This is a genomic window from Sorangium sp. So ce363, from assembly GCF_051520435.1.
GTDB classification, from domain to species: domain Bacteria; phylum Myxococcota_A; class Polyangia; order Polyangiales; family Polyangiaceae; genus Sorangium; species Sorangium cellulosum_B.
Map to the genome: position 1 here is coordinate 5,569,948 of NZ_CP150333.1, position 19,411 is coordinate 5,589,358.

The window sequence follows — 19,411 nt, forward strand, 5'->3', positions numbered from 1 at the left end:
TCGCCGGTCATGCGGCCGGCGTCACTCCGCGCGTCTCGTCCGCGTCCCGGCGGCTGGCCGCGGCGCCGCGCCGCCGTCGGCCGCGGCAGGGCAGCTCTCCGCGGTCTCGCCGGTGCAGCACTCGGCCTGGTTGGCGCCGAACATCGGGCAGCGGCCGTTCACGCAGGCAGCGTGGCCATGGATGTAGGCGAGCGGCGAAGTGCAGATCGGGCAGCGCACCGCGGCAAACTGTAACGCCGGCCGGCCGGCAGCGGAACGGGAGATCGAGAGAGCGCGCCAGGAGCGCCGAGGAATGTTGCTTCCCGGCACTCCCGGCGGTCTCTCGCTTCTTCAGGGGGTCAGGGCACGAGGTCCTGCACGGCCTGCACCACCGCCTGGGCATTCATGCCCAGCCGATCCATCACGATGTCGCCAGGGGCGCTCGTGCCGAAGCGATCAATCCCGAGGGCGATCCCCTTGAAGCCGACCCACCGGTGCCAGCCGAAGGTGACGCCCGCCTCGATGGACACGCGCCGCGTGCACGCGGCGGGCAGCACGGCCTCGCGGTAGGCGTGATCCTGGCGCGCGAACCGCTCCACGCAGGGCATCGAGACGACGCGGACGCCGGGCCCGATCCGCTTCGCGGCCTCGACCGCGTGCTGCACCTCGCTGCCCGTCGCGATCAGGATGGTCTCGAGCGCCGCCGTCTCCTTGACCAGGACATAGGCGCCACGCCGGACGCCCTCGCGCTTGGTGGCGGCGTCCCCCGGAAGCAGCGGGACGGCCTGGCGCGTGAGCGCGAGGACCGTCGGGCCGTCGTTGTGCTCCAGCGCGGAGATCCAGGCGCCGGCCGTCTCCTCGGCGTCCGCCGGCCGGATCACGTCCAGATCGACGATGACGCGCAGCCCGGCGACGGTCTCCACGGGCTGGTGCGTCGGCCCGTCCTCGCCCACGCCCACCGAGTCGTGCGTGAAGATGTAGATGACCGGCAGGTGCGACAGCGCGGCCAGGCGGATGCTCGGCCGCAGGTAGTCCGCGAACACGAGGAACGTCGCGCCGCTCGGGCGCAGGCCGCCGTGGTACGCGATGCCATTCATGATCGCGCCCATGCCGTGCTCGCGGATGCCGGCGCGGATGTTCCGGCCGCCGGGGTGCTCCGGATCGAAGTCGGTGCTCGACGCGATGTAGTTGAACGTCGAGCCGTAGAGGTCGGCGCTCGACCCGATGAGCGCAGGCACCGCCTCGGCGACGGCCTGCAGCACGGTCTCGCCGGCCTTGCGCGTGGCGACCTTGGTGCCGGCGGCGAAGGCGGGGACGCGCGCGTCGAGGTCCGCCGGGAGCTTCTTCGCGAGGCCGTCGTCGAGCTGGCGGGCGAGCTCGGGGTTCTTCGCGCGCCAGGCCTGGAAGGTCGCCTCCCACGCCCCGCGCACCTTGGCGAGCTCTTCCTTGCGCGTCGCGAAGAACTGCTTCACCTCCTCGCTGACGTAGAAGTGCTCGGCGGGCAGCCCCAGGTTCTTGCGGGCCTGATCCACGAACTTGGCGCCGCCCTCGCCGTGCGCCTTCTGCGTGCCGGCGACCTCCGGGATCCCCTTGCCGATGAGGGTGTGGGCGACGACGAACTTCGGCTTTCCGCTCTTCGACGCCCGCGCCTGGCCGAGCACCCGGTGGACGGCCTCCAGATCGTTGCCCTGCTCGATGTGGAGCACCTCGAAGCCGTAGGCCTCGAAGCGCTTGGCCGTGTCCTCGCTCTGGGTCTTGATGGCCATCGCGTCGAGGGTGACGTCGTTGGCGTCGTAGATGAGGATCAGGTTGTCGAGCTTGAAGTGCCCGGCGAAGGAGGCCGCCTCGGCGGCCACGCCCTCCTGGAGGCAGCCGTCGCCGGCGAGGCAGTAGACATTGAGATCGAAGATCGTGTGCTCCGGCGTGTTGTAACGCGCGGCGAGCATCTTGGCGGCCACCGCGTGCCCGACCGCGTTGCCCACGCCCTGGCCAAGCGGGCCAGTCGTCGCCTCGACGCCCTCGGTGTAATGGTACTCCGGGTGGCCGGGCGTCTTCGACTCCCACTGCCGGAAGCGGCGGACGTCGTCGAGGGACACCGGATAGCCCGAGAGGTGCAGCCAGGCGTAGAGGAACATGCTGCCGTGACCGGCGGACAGGACGAAGCGATCGCGGTTCAACCAGTGCGGTTCGCTCGGATCGTGGCGGAGGATGTCCCCGTAGAGCGCGGCACCGATCTCGGCGGCCCCTAGCGGTAGGCCGAGGTGACCGGATGAGCAGGCGTGGACGGCATCCATGGCGAGGCCGCGGGCGATCGAGGCCGCGGCGGCGAGCTTGGCGAAATCAGGCATGGCGCGCACTCTAACCTACTTCGTCGCGAAGCGCGCCCCTTCGCGAGGCCCCCTCACCCCGCCGCCCGGCGCCTGGACCGCTCCGAGCGCGCCTCGACGCTCGCGTGACTGCCCAGGCTTTCGTGGGACGCGCGGGGCCGCGGAGCGGAGATCGGGCCGAGCCGGTCATCACCCCCCCCTCGGCGAACGTCGCTCCTCCCTCGGCGGGACCACGAGACCTCCCTCGCGGGGGGCGCCACGGCGCCTGTCCCGCCCGCTGGTAGACCGCGTCGACGCGGGATGCAGCCCCCGCGGCTCGCCGTCGACCCGCAGGCGCAACGCCTCCGCGCGGCCAGCTGGTGCTCACGGAGCCCCAGACCGCTGGTCGCGCTTTCACCCCCACCTGGGCCCGTCGTCGGGGTCGCACATGGAAATTGCAGCCGAGGGTCAGCGCCATCCCGAGCATCGCAGCCCCTCTTAGCTCTACTGCGGGAAGTCGGCCGGGGAAGCGAACCGCCAAGCCGCCAGGGGCGCCAAGAAAACCGGGGAATGGGGGGGATGCCCGAACGGCCCCCTTCCCCCTCTCCCCTTGCCGTCCTTGGCGGCTTGGCGGGTTTTCTGCCGCTCCGGGGCAACTTCCCGCCGTAGTGTTAGCCCCTGCCACACCCAAGTACCTCCGTGTCTCACGCGCTCCACCCTTCCGTTCCGGGTATTGACGACGGGTTCCCCGAGCGCTTCCCTGGTTCTGGACGCGGGAGGAGCGCAGGCCACGAGGCGCTAGATGCGCCGACGCGCGCGCACATTCATCTCGCGAGAAGCCCCGGGCGGGCAGCCGCCGGTCGATCGGTCGCACGCGGCGTCGCGGCGCCCGACGCCAGGTCGCTCTCAACATGGCTGTCCTCGCCCAGGCCACGCCGTGATCCTTCGCACCTCCGTGGACCCCCAGAAGGCACCGGGGAGGCAGGGATGGGACGGGAGAAAGAGGCCCTGTTCGCGCCCGAGCTCAAGGCGAAGGCGGTACGTCTGGCGAAGGCGGACGACCGGAGCTCCGGCCAGCGGCCGGGAGCGCTCACGACGCCCGAGCGTGAGGAGCTCCAACGGCTGGAGATGGGGATGGAGCGTGAGAGCCGGAAAAAGCGGAGGCCTCGTCGCGAAGGAAAGCAAGTGAGGCGAGCCGACATGGGACCTCGGAACGAGGCGGAAAGCGCCCATCTCATGCGTACTCATGCGTACGTAGATGGAATGGATGACCTGTGTGGCTCAGCCTACCCTCTCCACCGCACCCTACACCCCTCTCCGTTTCCGCCTACAAAAGGTATGTTAAGGCTGAACAGCCCGTGGTACGAACGGGAAAAGAGAAGACGGAATGTTTCCTGTGATGGGGCCGCCGGCTCACAGTGTACGCATTTGCTCGCCCGCCGTGCGTTGGGGCACGCCGACCGGGCGCACGAGGCTCGCTCGATCGTGCTGAGCCGGCAGAGACCCATGCAAGAACAAGAAACTCCGCTCTCTGGCCTCGTCCTCATCGTGGACGATAGCGCGGACAACCTGACCGTGCTGTCGCACGCGCTCATGTCGGATGGCCTGGAGGTCGCTGTCGCGCGCGACGGTGAGGAGGCGATCGAGCTGGTCAGCCGGGCCCAGCCGGACCTCGTCTTGCTCGACGCTCTGATGCCCGGCCTCAGCGGGTTCGAGACGTGCCGGCAGCTCAAGGCCGATCCGGCGACGCAGGGCATCCCCGTCATCTTCATGACGGCGCTCGCTGAAGCGAGGTTCAGGCTCCAGGGCTTCCGCGTGGGCGCCGTCGACTACGTGACAAAGCCGTTCGAGAAGACCGAGCTCCTGGCGCGGGTGCACACCCAGATCTCGCTCCGGCGCGCAACGCGGGCTCTCGAGGAGCGCAATACGAGGCTCTCGGAGGAGATCCGGGAGCGCGCCAAGGCGGAGGAGGCGCTGGCGCAGGCCGTGCAAATGCTGCGCGACACGAACGAGCGGCTCTCGCAGCAGCTGATGCAGAGCGAGCGCGCCGAGGCGGCCAGGGCGGCGCTGCAAGAGCAGATCATCGCGGCCCAGCGGGAGCGGCTCCTCGAGCTGTCCGCTCCGCTCATTCCGATGATCGATGGCGTCCTCGTGATGCCCCTCATCGGCACGGTGGACGTCGAGCGTGCCGGACAAGCGGTCGAGACAGCGCTGCGCGGAGCGAGCGAGCGCAGGGCGGACTATCTCATCATTGACATCACCGGCGTAAAAGCAGTAGATGAGACGGTTGCGCGCATGCTCGTGCAAGCCGCGATGGGGCTCTCGCTGCTCGGCACGCGGACGGTCGTCACGGGCATCCGCGCAGAGGTAGCGCAAACGTTCGTGGCGCTCGACCTGCACCTCGATCAGCTCGTGACGAAGGCCACCCTGCAGTCGGGCGTGGAGCACGCGCTGCGGACACGCGACCGCCGCCAGCACAAGCCCGAGCGCTGAAGTACCGGAGAATTCCGTTGTTCACCCGGCGTCTCCGCCGGACCCGAAGAGGAGCTGAACCGGGATGGATCTGAGAGACTACGTTGTGGGGGAGGTGATGCACGAAGGGGCCGAGACCCGCGTGTGCCGCGCGGTCCATCGTCCCTCCGGCGACAGGGTGGTGCTCAAGCTCCCCGTGGCGGCCGCGCCGAGCTCGCGCGTGACAGGGCGCATCCTGCATGAGCATCACATCCTGACACAGCTGAGAGAGGTGTCAGGGGTGGCACGGGCGCGGGAGCTCCTGCCGCGGGGCGGCACGGTCGCGCTGGTGATCGAGGACCCCGGCTTCCGGTCGCTGGATCTACAGCTCGCCGAGCGCGGGCGCCTGCCGGTGGAAGCGGGGCTGAGGCTGGGAGCGCTCCTCGCTCGAGCCCTCGAGGCCGTGCACGCGGCCGGCATAACGCACAAGGATATCAAACCCCAGAACGTGCTGGTCGACGCGGCGTACGCGCAGGTCAAGCTGCTCGACTTCGGCATCGCCTCGTCGCTGCCGCTGGAGGCGACGGCGGCGAGCATCCCCGAAGGGCTCGAGGGGACACTGGCGTACATGTCGCCCGAGCAGACGGGCCGTACGGCGCGAGCGCTCGATCCCCGCACCGACCTGTACTCGCTCGGAGTGACGCTCTTCGAGGCGCTCTCGGGGCGGCTGCCGTTCACCGAGCGCGACCCGCTCTCGCTGGTGCACGCGCACCTGGCCAAGGAGCCGCCGTCCCTCGACGAGGTCGCCCCCGACGTGCCTCCGGGCCTCGCGGCGATCGTGTCCAGGCTCCTCGCGAAGAACCCTGACCGGCGGTATCAGACGGCCAAGGGGGCAGCGGAAGACCTGGAGCGAGCGCGGCGCATGTGGCGCGAGCGCGGCGCGGTGGAGCGCTTCACGCTCGGGGACAAGGATTTCTCGCAGAGGCTGCGGCTGCCAGACGTCCTCGTCGGGCGGGAGCACGAGCGCGATCTCCTGGGCGCAGCCTTCGCCCGCGCCGCCGAGGGCGCGGCGGAGCTCGTGCTCATCGGCGGCCCGTCCGGCATCGGCAAGACGGCGCTCGTGCGCACCGTCTACCAGGACATCGCGCGTGCGGGGCGCGGGCTCCTGATCTCGGGCAAGCACGACCAGCTCGCGCGGTCGACGCCCTACGCGGCCATGGCGCAGGCGTTCGGGGCGCTGATGCAGCAGTGGCTGGCGAGCCCGAAGCCGACGCTCACGGCGTGGCAGGAGCGAATCAGGGCCGACGTGGGGGACAACGCCCGGCTCATCGCCGACGTGGTGCCGGAGCTCGACCTGATCATGGGCAAGCTCGCGCCGGTGCCGCCGGTGCACGGCGAGCAGGTGCTCGCCCGCCAGAGGCTGACCTGGCTGAACTTCGTGCGGGCGGTCACGACGCCGAACGCGCCGCTCGTGATGTTCCTCGACGACATGCAGTGGGCCGACAGCGCCACGCTGGAGATCCTGAGGACGCTGCTGACCGACGCAGAGCGAAGAGAGCTCCTCGTGCTCGCGGCGTACCGCGACAACGAGGCGCCCCCCGAGCACCCGCTGTGGAGGCTCGTGGCGTCGGTCGAGGAGAGCGGGGCGAGGGTGTCGAGGATGTCGGTGCACCCCCTGTCAGCGGAGCACGTGCAGGCATGGACAGCGCGGGCGCTGAACAGCGAGGCGGCGCGGGTGGAGCCGCTCTCGCGCATCCTGTGGCAAAAGACGCGAGGAAACCCGTTCTTCATGGAGCAACTGCTGCTGTCCCTGCACCGGCAGAGCAAGGTGGCGCGGGACCCGGAGAGCGGCGCGTGGCGCTGGGGCCAGAAGGAGATCGAGCAGGCGCAGGTGACCGACAACGTCGTCGCCCTCCTGACGGACAAGCTGCTCGAGATGCCTGAAGCGACACAGCAGCTCCTGGGGCTCGCGGCGTGCGCGGGGCACGCCTTCCACCTCCACGACCTGGAGCGGCTCAGCGGATGGGAGCGCGCCCGGGTGACCGGCGCGCTCTGGCCCGCCCTGCGGGAGGAGCTGGTGGTGCCGGCCGATGGAGCCTACCGGACCGCGCAGGCGCTGGGAGAGGCCGGAACCGGAACCGGAACCGGAGAAGGAGCGCTCGACGCTGAATACCGCTTCTTGCACGACCGCGTGCAGCAGGCGAGCTACGAGCGGGCCCCGCCGGCGCAGCGCGTCCTGGCGCACCTGGAGATCGGCCGGCGGCTGTGGGCGCGGCATCGGACGCAGGGGGGCACACCGCAAGAGCTCCTGGAGCTGGTGCGGCACCTCAACCTGGGCTCGGCGCGGATGGACTCCGCAGGCGAGCGCGAGGCGCTGGCGCGGCTGAACCTCGAGGCCGCGCGCGCCGCGAAGGCGGCGAGCTCGTACCGGCTCCTCCTGAGCCTCGCCGAGACCGCGCAGGACTTGCTGGGCGATGACGCCTGGCGCAAGGACGCGCCGCTGTGCGCGGAGCTCGCGCTAGAGCAGATCGAGGGGGCCTTTCTGCTGCGGGAGTTCGACGACGTCGAGGCGCGGTGCGCGCGGCTGCTCGCCAGGCCGCTGCCGGCGCTCACCAGGCTCTCGGCGCAGGAGATCCGCGTCCGCTGCGCCCAGGCGGCGGGCCAGTTCGCGCGAGGGGTCGAGCTCGGGCTCGCCGCGCTCACCGAGCAGGACATCGCATTTCCGGGCGCGGACGAGGCGCGCCGCGCCGCGCTCCTCGAGGAGTCCGCCGAGCTGGATCGATGGTTCGAGCGCGACCCGGACGCGTTCGAACGGATGCCCCTCGATCCCTCCCCGGAGCAGGTGCTCATCGATGCGCTGACGATGCACCTCATGGTGTGTGCGGCGATCGGCGGTCAGCCGGTGCTGTCCGGGCTCGTGATCGCCCGCGCCGTGCTGAGGGTGCGAGAGCGGCGCGCGCTCACGCCGGTCTCTCCCTTCATCATCGTTTGCTTCGCGAACGTCTGGTCGCTCACCACAGGCATGTATCGTCGCGCTGCGTGCTGGGTCGGCCCTGGAGTGCGCGCAGCCGAGCGCGTCGCGTCGCCCTTTCTGGCAGAGTGTCTGTCCTTCCAGGGGCAGTACACGGCCTACGCCCGCCCCGCGGATGAAATGGCGCCCATCTTCGAGCGAACCTGCGCGACCGGCCTGAAGGTCGGCTCGTTCCAGGGGACGAGCTGGGGGCTGGAAGGCGACCTGTTCTACTACCGAGTGTGGCGCGGCCAGCCGCTCGGGCAGCTCGAGGCGCACCGGGCGGCGCGCTGGGGGTTGATGCAGCGCGCGGGGACCGCGCTCGGGACGCACTATTTCGAGGCGATCGCGTCGTGGTGCGACCTCTTGACGACCGCCGACGGCGCGGGGAGGCTCCTGTCGGGCGAGCCGCTCTCACGAGGATCGCGCTCCCTCCTGGCTGACGGAGACGGGATGGCAGCCGAGCTGGCTCGCATCCTCGAGGCGCACCTGTTCCTCGTCGCCGGCGCGTACCCGATGGCCCTCTCGCGGGCACGGGAGGCCGAGCAGTTCCGCGTGTCCATCTTCGGCTTTCCCCCGGTCACGGACATACCGCTCTGGCTCGCGCTCGCGGCCGCGAGGTGCTGGCCGGCGGCCGCGGACGCGGCGGAGCGGGCCGGGCTCCGCGACGACATCGAGCAAGGCCTCGCGCGGCTGAGGTACTTCGCCGAGGGGAGCGCGGACAATTTCCTCCACAAGCTGCGCCTCCTCGAGGCCGAGCACGCCCGCGTGCAGGGCAAGACCGACGAAGCCATGGCCAGGTACGACGAGGCCATCGAGCTCGCGCGCGAGCAGCGATTCTTTCACATCGAAGCCCTGGCGGCTCAGCTCTGCGCCGAGTTTCACCTCGAGGCGGGCAGGAGCCGTGTCGCCGCGCTGTACCTGCGCGAGGCCAGGGACGCTTATGTTCGCTGGGAAGCGCACGCCGTGGTGGCCCACCTGGAGGCGAGATGGCCGGCCCTGCTCCGTGCGCCTGCCCAGCCCGCGACGGCGGAGCGCCGCCGCACGACGGGCGTCGCCACGCTGACCACCACGGGAGTCACCGGCGGCGCGCAGCTCGATGTGAACACCGCGGTGCGCGCGGCGCGGGCGCTGTCGAGCGAGCTCGACCCGGAGCGGGTCGTCGGGCGTCTGATGGAGCTCGTGCTGGAGAGCGCCGGGGCGCAGCGCGGCGTCCTGCTGCTGGGCGAAGGCGAAGAGCTCTCGGTCGTGGCGCGGCTCTCGGTGGAGGGAGGCCACATCGAGACGGGCCTGTCCGAGCCGCTCTCGCAGAGCAGCGAGGTGGCGAGGACGGTGGCGCACTACGTGGCGCGCACGAACGAGCCGGTCGTGGTGGACGACGCCAGGTCGGACGCGCGCTTCGCGGCCGATCCGCACCTGGCCTCGCGCTCCGTGCTCTCGCTCCTCTCGCTTCCCTTGTCGCATCGAGGGCGCCTCGTGGGCGTGCTCTACCTCGAGCATCGCGAGGTGCCTGCGGCGTTCCCCGAGCGGCGGGTGGAGCTCCTGTCGGTGCTCGCCGCGCAGGCCGCGATCGCCGTGGAGAACGCCCTCCTGTACCGGGACCTGGAGGCCAAGATCAAGGAGCGCACCGTCGAGCTCCGCATCGCCAAGGAGGCCGCGGAGCGCGCCAGCCAGGCCAAGAGCGACTTTCTCTCCAGCATGAGCCACGAGCTGCGAACGCCGCTCAACGGGATCATGGGTTATGCCCAGATCCTGGAGCGAACGCCCGACGTCCCGCCGGCGTGGCGGGAGGGCCTGCGGGTCATCCAGAAGTCGAGCGAGCACCTGCTCTCGCTCATCAATGACCTGCTGCACCTGGCCAAGATCGAGGCGGGCAAGATGGACTCCGTCCTGACGGAGTTCCGGTTGCCTGCGCTCGTGAGGACGGTGGTCGACCTGTGCCGGGTGCGCGCCGAAGCGAAGGAAATCACGTTCTCCCATGAGCTGGGCGGCCCTGCGCTTCAGGCCGTCTGTGCCGACGAGAAGCGGCTGATGCAGGTGCTCTTGAACCTCCTCGGCAATGCCATCAAGTTCACCGAGCGGGGACGCGTGTCCCTCCAGATCGAGGTGCTGGAGGAGACCGTCCCTGCAGGGCGGATGGTGCGGTTCCGGGTCGAGGATACGGGTCCTGGGATCGCCCCGGAGCACCTGACACGCATCTTCGAGCCCTTCGAGCAGGTGGGGGAGCAGAGCGCGAAGAGCGAGGGCACAGGGCTTGGCCTCGCCATCACGAAGAAGCTCGTGCAACAGATGGGTGGTGCGATCGAGGTGCAAAGCGAGGTCGGCGAGGGCAGTGTCTTTACCGTGACGCTCCCGCTCGCCGAGGCGCAGCTCGCGACGAGCCCAGGCGAAGCCAGGGGGTGGGACACGATCGTCGGCTATCCGGGGGAGCGCCGCACGATACTCATCGTGGACGACAGTTCCGACAATCGCGCGGTGGTACGCGGGCTCCTCGGCCCGCTCGGCTTCGATCTGTGCGAGGCGGACGGCGGTAAGGAGGCGCTGCGCATGGCGGCGCTGCGCGCGCCGGCGCTCATCCTGCTGGACCTGTACATGAAGGACATGGACGGCTACGAGACCGCGCGTCGCCTCAGGCTGATGCCCGAGCTCCGGCACGTCGTCATCCTGGCCTCGTCGGCGAGCGTATCCGAGGCCGAGCGGCAGCAGTGCGCCAGCGCCGGCTGCGATGACTTCTTGCCCAAGCCGATCGTGGCGAGCGCGCTCCTCGACAAGATATCGCGCTTGCTGAGCATCGAGTGGCTTCGCCGCGATGGAGCCCCCGCTCGGGACGCGCCGGCGAAGGAGCCCGAAGGCGGCGGACACCTCGCGCCGCCTCCGGCCGAAGAGCTGGCGATCCTGTCGGCGCTCGCGAAGAAGGGGCTCGTCCACAAGATCCTGGAGGAGGCGGAGCGGATGGCGCAGCACGATCCGCGGCTCAGACCTTGGATCGAGCAGCTCACTACGCTGGCACGCAGCTACCAGACCCGGAAGCTGCGGGACTTTGTCGGCGTGTACGACCCAGGCGGCGCGGACGGCGCCGACGGCCGCGCGGATCCGCAGGAATCGATGTAGCGAGTGGCCCAGGTCGGGGGGACGATGCCAGGGATGGCGGGAGAGAGCCGCCGGGTCGCGGTCGTTACCCCGATCTGGGGCGGGTCGCCCGTTCGAGCAGCCGCTCCACCGTCGCTGTCTGCAGGTCGCGTGTCTGGGCCGTGAGCGAATAGAGCATCGCCTCGCGGAAGAGGCGCTGCGCGGCGTGGTCGACGAGGTTGGCGCTACCGCCGGTCGCAGCGACCGCCGCGTGCGCGGCCCTGACGCCCAGATCGATGCACCAGGCACGAACGCGGACCGCGTGCTCTGCATGGCCCTCCGCCTCCGGCCGGTCCGCCCATGCATCGACCTCGGCGCGGGCGGCCTCCCTCTCGTCCTCGAACGCCCGCGCGGCGTCCGCCAGGCGCGCACTGCCGCGGCGCTCCGAAAGCTCCGCGAGCAGGGCCGCGGCGGCGCAGGCCGCGCCCAGGGAGAGCGCCGACGGCGTGAGCAGGCCCGCCACGTCGCGGGCAGCCTGCTGCTCGCGCGTCAGGATGGCGATCACCTGCTCGGGCCCGACGCGCAGATCGCGCAACGTCAGCGACACCGTGGCCGAGGCGTTCATCGCGCTCAGGCGGAGCGGCGGCGATGCCTCGATGGAATCCCCCGCCTCCAGCGACGTCAGGACGTACACCAGGCGGCCATCGGGGAGCGCGCCGGCGATGACCGCATCGTCGGCGATCCCATGGCCGGTCAACCAGGGCACGGTGCCCTCGAAGCGAAACCGGTCGCCGTCGGGCTCGACCCTGACCATCGGCGGGCCCGGGCGGCGGACGTGCGAGAAGCCCACGGTGCAAAAGCGCTCTCCCGAGGCGAAACGAGGCAGGACGCGCTCCTTGAGCGCCTCGTTGTCGCCGCGCGCGATGAGCGGGCACGCGGCGGCGTGCTGCATGTGGACGAACGCACTCACGCCGCAGGCGCCGGCGAGGATCTCCAGGACCTCGCGCGCGACCTGCGGCGGGGCGCCATGGCCGCCGTAGCACGCAGGCGTCGCGATCCCGAGGAGACCTGCGTCCGCGAGGGCGCGGATGTGCTCTCGGGGAACCGCCGCGGCCTGATCCGTGGCGTTCGCCGAGGGGGCGAGCACGAGCGTCGCGAGCCGGCGGGCGCGCTCGATCAGCGCGGCGGAGCCGGCCGTGGCCGGCGGCGTGGGCGATCCGGGGGACATGCGAAGGGAGTGTAGGCCGCGGCGGCGATGGCGAGGGCGTCGGATGAACGAACGGCTCGCGGACGGCGGCGCGCGCCCGCGCTTCGGGGCGCGAGGCGCGCGCCCCCACCTGCTGGAGGCTGCAGCCTCCTTGCAGCGGCGCCGGGGCGGCGCACAAGGGTCGAGGAGGACCGCGCGCCCCTGAGGTGTTCATCAGGCGAATCAGGCGAATCAGGCGAATCAGGCGAAGAGTAGCGCGAGCGCGCACAGCATGATGCAGATGCCGAAGATCTTCCCGACGTGCCGCCCGTGCCCGAGGATCTCCACCATCACGCGGCCCGCCACGACATAGATCATGAAGCAGGCGAAGCCGATGGTGACGATCGGGACGCCTATCGCGATCACGCTGCCCGCCACGCTCCGCCCCACGAACTGGGGAAAGAGGGCGGCGAAGAACACGATCGCCTTGGGGTTGACGATGGCGAACATGAAGCCGTCGCGGACGTGCTGCCACGACGACCCGGCCCGCGCCGCGACCTCACGGTCGCTCCCGAAATTGGCGACGCCCATCAGCGTCCAACCGATGTAAAAGATGTACAGCGCCCCCACGAGCTTCATGCCGAGCAGGAGGGTGCTCGACAGGCTGCCGACCTTCAGGATGACGAGGTAGGAGGCGACCGCCTGCACGATCGTCGCCGCGATGTTTCCCGCCCCGGAGAGCGCCCCTGCCCCCCAGCCGTGGTTGGCGCCCTTGGCGAGCGCGAGCAGCATCGATGGGCCCGGGATGATGGACGCGACGAAGATGGCCATGCAGTAGGCCAGCAGCACCTCAGTGCTCACTGTCGGCTCCTCGGACGATCTGGCGGAACAGCTGTCGGTTGTTGGTGGCGTTCTTCGGCACGATCTTGTCCGTCGCCACGAGCTGCCCGAGGGTGTATCCCTCATCGATGTAGTCATCGAGGACGCCTCGATCCGCCTCCTTCTTGAGGTTGCGCACGAGGTGCCCCATGAACACCTCGCCCGTGATGGTGAGCTGGTAGCGGTCCCCCGACCGGAAGATCAGCCCCTCCTCGATGAACGAACGAAAGTTGCTCATCTGCGCCTCGTCGAGCGCGCCGGACTCTCGCAGCGCCTCGTACTCGCTGACGGCGAGCCCGTTTCCCATGAGCGGAAAGACCCACAGCGCCATGTCGCGCTGGTGCGACAGGGACGACTTGTCGAGGGAGAACCCGTGCTCGCCCCGCTCGGCGAATGCGCTCCACGCGTCGATGTCGACGATGTTCTCGGCACGCGCGCCAGGGATCGACGAGATCGCCTGGGCCCCTGCGCCGATCAGGAAATCCTCGTATCGCCGGGCGCCGATGCACTCGTTGCCTGCCACGATGGAGAGGGCGCGCTCCGGGATCTCGTCCGGGTTCATGTACGTGTTGGTCCCCTTCCGTATCCATCCCCGACGCAGCAATGTCGCGTAGGTATGCAGCCTGAACAGCGCCTGGTGCTCGTGGCGGGGCTGCGCCGGGACCTTGCCCGCCTGGATGTCCCCGACGAGCTTCGGCGCCGCGCCGGGCGTGAGGAGATAGCTGCTGACGGCGTTGATGTGCGGATGGCCGACGATGCACTCCAGATCGGACAGCACCGACTCGACGGTCTGACCCGGGAAGCCCGTCATCAAGTCGGCGTTGATGATCGGCACGCCGCGCGCGAGCTTCTCGCATGTCTCATCCATGTTCCGGAGCGCCGATGGCATGTGCAGGTGGCGCCGGATGGCGGGATCGAGGACCTGCACGCCGAAGCTGGCCTTCGTGACCTGGTGCTCGATCAACGCGTCGATGAACTCGTCGGTCACCGTGGAGAGGGTGAACTCGACCGAGATCTCCGTGCTGTTCGTGCATCCCGGCAGGTCGCGGACGGCTCGGAGCACCTTGCCGATGTGAGCGCGCAAGAGATCCGGGCTGCCACCGCCGATGTTCACCGAGGCGATCGGCTTGCCCTTGGCCTGGCTGCGGCCGAGCAGGTCGCGCATCTGCCAGATCAGCAGATCCGCGTAGCGGTCGGCCATCTTGAAGCTCAGGGAATTTCCGCCGGAGAACGCGCAGAAGCTGCATTTCTGGGCGCAGTACGGGACGTGCAGATAGAGCTGCACGGTGGCGCGGTCGAGCCAGGGCGCCAGGGTCCATGCGTCGAGGAGCTCGGCCGCCGACAGGTTGGCGCTATCGGGCTTCATCCAGTAGTCGATGGTGTTCCTGGCGACGTGGTCAAACCTGCTATGCAGCAGCATCGAGCCTCCTGCTGTGCTGGTGGGTGGGTGATAACTCCGCGTTTCCGGCGCCCAGCCGTCCGGGGCCGCAGCGACGCGACGCGCGCTGTGCCGAGGCTGTGGGGCAAGCGTCGGACCAGCGGCGATCCTCGTCCGGTTCCGGCGAGAAAGCCCGTCACGAGGGCCAGAAGCGCACCTCGGCCAACCAGGGGTTCAGGGCGCGCCTCGAGGCGCGCCGCGGGAGATAGGCAACACATTGCGCGGTCGAGCAACAGCCTGTCATGCGGCAGGAGCGAGCCGCCGATCAGCCGCAGCTCGGGCTCAACCACCTGCTCGATCGACTGCGCTTTGCCGGACGTCCGGTGTCTGCTCGGCGCCGACGTCAGCGCGCGAGCCGAAGGTTCCTCCGGCGGGTCTCGGCACCCGCCGGTTCGACTTTCAGCTCTCCTGGCCAGCTCGCTAGCCCGACGGCCGAGGCTTGCGAGCGTCCTCCCTCACCGGACGCGATGCAGCCCCTCCCGCGCCCTGCTCCCGCCCTCGCTACCGCCGCTGTCCTGCCTTCCTCGCCCGGAGCGCCGCCGCCCGGACTACGGCACCTGGACGGCGAACGCCGGCGACAACGAGATGCTGCCGCTCACGTTCATGAACTGGTACGAGGCCCACGCCTTCTGCATCTGGGACGGCGGCTTTCTGCCGACCGAGGCCGAATGGAAATACGCGACCGCCGGTGGAGACGAGCAGCGCATGTACCCCTGGGGCTCGATGGATCCCGGCTCTGGCAACCAGTACGCGATCTATGATTGCTACTATCCGAGCGGCAGGCGAGGCGCTTGTACGGGCGTCGTGAATGTGCCGGACGTCGGGAGCACGCCGCTCGGCGTCGGGCGCTTTGGACAGTGGGATCTTTCGGGAAGCGTGTGGGAGTGGAACCTCGACGTCTACGCGAACTACGTGAGCCCCTGCGAGGACTGCGCAAACCTCACCGGCGCCACGAACCGGGTGCTGCCTGGCGGCGGCTTCCACACGGGGTTGATGCCGTACCTCCTGTCGTCGAATCGCTCGGCGGTCTCCTACGATCCGGCGAACTATCGCGGCGACTACGGCGTCGGCGTGCGCTGCGCGCGCACGCCGTAGCGCCGAGCCGTCGCCGAGGGCGGCCCTCGCGCGACCGGACGCGCGCGAGCTGAGCTCGAGCGCGCGGTGCCACCACGGGCCGACGTGCGGCAGCGACGGACGCTGCGCTGGCCGGGCAGGACGAACACGAGGCCCCCTGTGGCGGGGACGCCACAGAAGGGTGGATTTCGAAATGAGCGCACCCGGGATCCGCAAGCTGTCGAGCGGCTACGCGGACACGGCGAGGTTCGCCGCGGACCTTGCTGCAAGGTGGATCCTCCGGCAGGCTTCCGACATGACGTCCCTCGCCTTCGCGATGCCGGCGGAGATCGTCGACCCGAGCGTCGTCGCTCCGCCGGGCGATCTGTACAGCAACGAGCCTCCGATGGAGACCTACCAGCACCTCGTCCAGATGATCGTGCTGCTCGAGAGCCTGGAGCTCTTCTGGAAGGACCGGGCCGACTTCTTCGCCGCGGGGAACCTGACCATCTACTTCAGCCCCAGGCAGCTCAAGACCGAGCACTTCCGGGGTCCGGATTTCTTCGTCGTGCTCGGCACCGATCGGAGGGCGCGCAAGAGCTGGGTCGTCTGGGAAGAAGACGGCCGGTACCCGAACGTGATCGTGGAGGTGCTCTCGGAGAGCACCGAAGGCGCCGATCGCGGCCTCAAGAAGCAGATTTACCAGGACGTCTTCCGGACGCCGGACTACTTCTGGTTCCATCCGGAGACGCTCGAGCTCTCGGGCTTCCACCTCGTCGACGGGCAGTACGAGCCGCTCTCCCCCGATGCTTCCGGACGCCTCTGGAGCGCTCAGCTCGATCTCTTCCTTGGCGTCCAGGAGGGACAGCTCCGCTTCTTCACCCCCGAGGGAGAGCTCGTGCCCGCTGGAAAGGAGCTCGCGAAACGGGCCGAGTCCGCTGAGCAGCGCGCCGAGTCCGCCGAGCAGCGCGCCGAGTCCGCCGAGCAGCGCGCCGAGTCCGCCGAGCAGCAGGCAATGCGGCTGGCAGCGAGGCTCCGGGAGCTCGGCGTCGATCCCGACACGCTGAAGTAGCGATCGGCGCCCGCGCTCCTCTCGCTCCTCCTGTGAAGCGCATGATGAAGCTCTATTTCAGCCCTGGCGCCTGCTCGCTCTCTCCGCACATCGCGCTGCGCGAGGCCGGCCTCCAGTTCGAGCTCGAGCAGGTCCACCTCGGCACGAAGAAGACCCGGTCGGGCGCCGACTTCACCTTGATCAACCCCAAGGGCTACGTGCCCGCGCTCGAGATCGAGGGCGGCGAGGTGCTCACCGAGGGGCCGGTGATCGTCCAGTACATCGCCGATCGGAGGCCCGAGTCCGGGCTCGCGCCCCCGGCCGGCACCCTGGACCGCTACCGGCTGCAGGAGTGGCTGAGCTTCATCAGCACCGAGCTGCACAAGCAGTTCTCGCCGCTCTTCAAGCCGCGGGCGCCGGACGAGCAGAAGAACGCGGCGAGGACGCTCCTCGGCCGGCGCTTCGCCTACGTGGCGCACCGCCTCGCGGGCACGACGTACCTCCTCGGCGAGCGGTTCACGGTGGCGGACGCGTACCTCTATACCGTGACGACGTGGACGAGGTTCGCGGGCGTCGATCTCGGCGGATGGCCCGTCCTCGGCCGCTACAGGGAGCGCGTCGGCGCCCGCCCTGCGGTGCAGGCCGCCATCGAGGCCGAGCGGAGGCGGTAGGCCTCCTTCGAGTCCCTGGGGGTACACGCCTTGACGCCTCGATCGCGCGCGACTTTGCATGACGGCATGCTGCGGGCGATCGCCGAGGAGGTGTGGGCGTACGAGAGGGACTTCCGGCTGCCGTTCGGTGATCTGCCGGCGCGCGCGACCGTCGTGAGGCGGGCCGACGGCGGGATCGTCATCCACTCGCCGCTGGCGTTCGATGACGACACCGCCCGGGAGATCGACGCGCTCGGCGAGGTGCGCGCCCTCGTCGCCCCGAGCTGCCTCCACCACGTCTTCTTGAGGGCCGCGACCGAGCGCTGGCCGCGCGCGAGCGTGCTCGGGGCGCCCGGGCTCGAGAAGAAGCTCTCCGGCCTCCACTTCACCCCGCTGCCCCGATCCGGCGTGGCGCCGGAGATCGGTGACGATCTCGGCGTACGCCTCGTCGAGGGCGTGCCGTACATCGCGGAGCACGTGTTCCTGCACGCGCGGTCGCGGACGCTCATCGTGACGGATCTCCTGTTCAACGTGCATGAGGCGCGCAGCTTCGCCATGAAGGTCTTCCTCTGGGTGGGCGGCGTGTGGAGGAAGACCGCCCAGGACCACGTGTGGCGCGTGCTCATGAGGGACCGCGCCGCGGCGGCGCGCAGCGTCGCCGACGTCCTCGCGTGGGAGTTCGAGCGCGTCGTCGTCGCCCACGGAGACGTCATCGAAGGCGAGGCGAAGGACCGGACGCGCCGCGCGCTCGCGTGGATCGGCGCGGGCGCTGGCCGGCTCCTGCCGGCGAGATGAGGGCTCTCAGGCGGCCGCCTGCGCGCGGCGCAGCCCGATGACCTGCGCCTCCGCGAAGAGCGCGACGGCGAGCGCCTGCGCCGCGACGAACGCATGGCCGAGCGCCGTCGGCTCGAACCAGCCGAGCGCGAGGAGGAGCACGCTGTCGACGACCCAGAGCGCGTTCGCGACGACCACGGCGACGACGGCCCCCCGCGCCGGACGCTCGCGCGTGCCGAGCCACGCGACGAGCGCCGCGAACGGGAGCAGGCTCGCGCCAGCCCATCGGAACAGCGCCTCGGGGAGGCCGGTCAGGCCGGCGAGGGGCGCCGCGGCCGCGAGCATGAGGAGGCCTGTAGCGCCGCTGAGGGCCGCGTCGGCGAGGAGGACGCGGCGCAGGAAGCGAGGAGAGATCACGAACGACATGGTGGGCTCCTTTCGTTGCGGTCGGGGCTCATCGCCCCTCGATGGGCGGGACCGCTCGACATCGGACGCGCGTGGCGCGCCGGGTGTCCGCAGCGCCCCTGACACCGCTCACCTTGGGGCGCCCTCGGCACGGGATCGATTACCTCCCAGGTAATGGGCGTCATTTTCCGGCGTGCTAGGGTCGACTCGCGATGACGAGCTCACACCCGCCGATCGGGGGTCTCCTGCGCGAGTGGCGCCAGCGCCGTCGAATGAGCCAGCTCGACCTCGCCTGCGAGGCCGACATCTCGACACGCCACCTGAGCTTCCTCGAGACCGGCCGCGCGCAGCCGAGCCGCGAGATGGTGATCCACCTGGCCGAGCGCCTCGATGTGCCCTTGCGCGACCGCAACCAGCTCCTCGTGGCGGCGGGGTACGCGCCGCTCTATCCGGAGCGCAGCCTCGGCGATCCGGCGCTCGCGGCGGCGCGCAGGGCGGTCGATCTGGTGCTCGCCGGCCACGAGCCCTATCCGGCGGTCGCCATCGATCGGCACTGGACCCTCGTCGCCGCGAACGGCGCGATCGGCCCATTCCTGGCTGGCGCCGACGCCGCCCTCCTCCAGCCCCCGATCAACGTGCTGCGCCTGAGCCTGCACCCAGGCGGCCTCGCGCCGCGCATCGAGAACGCGCCCGAGTGGCGCGCGCACCTCCTCGCCCGCCTGCGCCGTCAGATCGACGTGAGCTCCGATCCCGCCCTCGCGACGCTCTTCGAGGAGCTCATCCGCTATCCATCGCCGGAAGGATCGAGGCGCCCTGAGCCCGCCCGCGAGCCCGACCCGGTCGCCATCGCGGTGCCGCTCAGGCTCAGGACGGAGGACGGTATCCTGAGCTTCCTCAGCACGACGATGGTCTTCGGCACGCCGATCGACGTCACCCTGTCCGAGCTCGCGGTCGAGTCGTTCTTCCCCGCAGACCAGGCGACCGCGGAGGCGCTGCGCGCGACGGCGCGACGCCGAGGACAAGGGCCCTCCGCCGAGGAATCCCCGCGAATCCCGCTCTGAGCGCGCGCCGCGCACGCGTCGACGAGCCGTGCACGGCCCGCCCTCCCCTGAGCAGCGCCGAGAGCGCTGCCCGTGCATCGCGATGAGCAGCGCCGGGAG

At 70.3% G+C, this 19,411-nt stretch carries 13 protein-coding genes; 7 read left to right on the forward strand and 6 right to left on the reverse strand.

All coding sequences use genetic code 11. The features are described from left to right. Positions 1-21: 21 nt before the first annotated feature. Positions 22-219, reverse strand: a complete 198-nt coding sequence (locus tag WMF12_RS21190) for a hypothetical protein (RefSeq protein ID WP_437873315.1) — start codon at positions 217-219, stop codon at positions 22-24. Positions 220-338: 119 nt separating this feature from the next. Then, positions 339-2,327 carry a transketolase gene (tkt, locus tag WMF12_RS21195; RefSeq protein ID WP_437747428.1) on the reverse strand — a complete coding sequence of 663 codons (1,989 nt, stop codon included), beginning with the start codon at positions 2,325-2,327 and terminating at the stop codon, positions 339-341. A 945-nt stretch (positions 2,328-3,272) separates the two neighbouring features. Between tkt and WMF12_RS21200 the strand changes: the two genes are divergently transcribed. Both WMF12_RS21200 and WMF12_RS21205 read left to right on the forward strand, forming a co-directional pair. Beyond that, positions 3,273-4,778: a response regulator gene (locus WMF12_RS21200; protein WP_437873316.1), complete on the forward strand. Its 1,506-nt coding sequence runs from the start codon at positions 3,273-3,275 to the stop codon at positions 4,776-4,778. A 64-nt stretch (positions 4,779-4,842) separates the two neighbouring features. After that, positions 4,843-10,857 carry an AAA family ATPase gene (locus WMF12_RS21205; protein WP_437873317.1) on the forward strand — a complete coding sequence of 2,005 codons (6,015 nt, stop codon included), beginning with the start codon at positions 4,843-4,845 and terminating at the stop codon, positions 10,855-10,857. 64 nt (positions 10,858-10,921) lie between these two features. On the opposite strand, the gene WMF12_RS21210 is transcribed toward WMF12_RS21205, so the two are convergent. From WMF12_RS21210 to WMF12_RS21220, 3 genes are all read right to left on the reverse strand, one after another. After that, positions 10,922-12,043, reverse strand: coding sequence for an acyl-CoA dehydrogenase family protein (locus tag WMF12_RS21210; protein WP_437873318.1), 1,122 nt, complete (start codon positions 12,041-12,043; stop codon positions 10,922-10,924). Between the two features lie 219 nt (positions 12,044-12,262). Further along, entirely contained in the window at positions 12,263-12,862 is a 600-nt protein-coding gene (locus tag WMF12_RS21215; RefSeq protein ID WP_437747434.1) for a LysE family translocator, read from the reverse strand. Then, complete coding sequence (locus tag WMF12_RS21220; RefSeq protein ID WP_437873319.1) at positions 12,852-14,300, reverse strand: radical SAM protein; 1,449 nt, start codon at positions 14,298-14,300, stop codon at positions 12,852-12,854. The genes WMF12_RS21215 and WMF12_RS21220 overlap by 11 nt, the downstream gene beginning before the upstream one ends. Here WMF12_RS21220 and WMF12_RS21225 point away from each other — a divergent pair. From WMF12_RS21225 to WMF12_RS21240, 4 genes are all read left to right on the forward strand, one after another. Then, positions 14,289-15,413 (forward strand): formylglycine-generating enzyme family protein, encoded by a 1,125-nt coding sequence (locus WMF12_RS21225; RefSeq protein WP_437873320.1) that lies wholly within the window; start codon positions 14,289-14,291, stop codon positions 15,411-15,413. The genes WMF12_RS21220 and WMF12_RS21225 overlap by 12 nt on opposite strands. 274 nt (positions 15,414-15,687) lie before the next feature. Further along, entirely contained in the window at positions 15,688-16,443 is a 756-nt protein-coding gene (locus WMF12_RS21230; protein WP_437873876.1) for a Uma2 family endonuclease, read from the forward strand. 44 nt (positions 16,444-16,487) lie between these two features. Then, positions 16,488-17,093 (forward strand): glutathione transferase GstA, encoded by a 606-nt coding sequence (gene gstA, locus WMF12_RS21235; RefSeq protein WP_437873877.1) that lies wholly within the window; start codon positions 16,488-16,490, stop codon positions 17,091-17,093. A 66-nt stretch (positions 17,094-17,159) separates the two neighbouring features. After that, complete coding sequence (locus tag WMF12_RS21240) at positions 17,160-17,867, forward strand: DUF4336 domain-containing protein (protein ID WP_437873321.1); 708 nt, start codon at positions 17,160-17,162, stop codon at positions 17,865-17,867. Positions 17,868-17,873: 6 nt separating this feature from the next. Here the strand turns inward: WMF12_RS21240 and WMF12_RS21245 are convergent, their stop codons facing one another. Then, on the reverse strand, positions 17,874-18,272 hold the full coding sequence (locus tag WMF12_RS21245; RefSeq protein WP_437873322.1) for a hypothetical protein: 399 nt from the start codon (positions 18,270-18,272) through the stop codon (positions 17,874-17,876). Positions 18,273-18,463: 191 nt separating this feature from the next. Between WMF12_RS21245 and WMF12_RS21250 the strand changes: the two genes are divergently transcribed. Then, positions 18,464-19,312 (forward strand): helix-turn-helix domain-containing protein, encoded by an 849-nt coding sequence (locus tag WMF12_RS21250; RefSeq protein ID WP_437873323.1) that lies wholly within the window; start codon positions 18,464-18,466, stop codon positions 19,310-19,312. Positions 19,313-19,411: the final 99 nt, after the last annotated feature.

Coding starts and splice junctions, on each gene's coding strand:
- tkt (WP_437747428.1), bottom strand. CDS start 2,327: ATGCCTGATTTCGCCAAGCTCGCCGCCGCGGCCTCGATCGCCCGCGGC.
- WMF12_RS21200 (WP_437873316.1), top strand. CDS start 3,273: ATGGGACGGGAGAAAGAGGCCCTGTTCGCGCCCGAGCTCAAGGCGAAG.
- WMF12_RS21205 (WP_437873317.1), top strand. CDS start 4,843: ATGGATCTGAGAGACTACGTTGTGGGGGAGGTGATGCACGAAGGGGCC.
- WMF12_RS21210 (WP_437873318.1), bottom strand. CDS start 12,043: ATGTCCCCCGGATCGCCCACGCCGCCGGCCACGGCCGGCTCCGCCGCG.
- WMF12_RS21225 (WP_437873320.1), top strand. CDS start 14,289: ATGCAGCAGCATCGAGCCTCCTGCTGTGCTGGTGGGTGGGTGATAACT.
- WMF12_RS21220 (WP_437873319.1), bottom strand. CDS start 14,300: ATGCTGCTGCATAGCAGGTTTGACCACGTCGCCAGGAACACCATCGAC.
- WMF12_RS21230 (WP_437873876.1), top strand. CDS start 15,688: ATGACGTCCCTCGCCTTCGCGATGCCGGCGGAGATCGTCGACCCGAGC.
- gstA (WP_437873877.1), top strand. CDS start 16,488: ATGAAGCTCTATTTCAGCCCTGGCGCCTGCTCGCTCTCTCCGCACATC.
- WMF12_RS21240 (WP_437873321.1), top strand. CDS start 17,160: ATGCTGCGGGCGATCGCCGAGGAGGTGTGGGCGTACGAGAGGGACTTC.
- WMF12_RS21245 (WP_437873322.1), bottom strand. CDS start 18,272: ATGTCGTTCGTGATCTCTCCTCGCTTCCTGCGCCGCGTCCTCCTCGCC.
- WMF12_RS21250 (WP_437873323.1), top strand. CDS start 18,464: ATGACGAGCTCACACCCGCCGATCGGGGGTCTCCTGCGCGAGTGGCGC.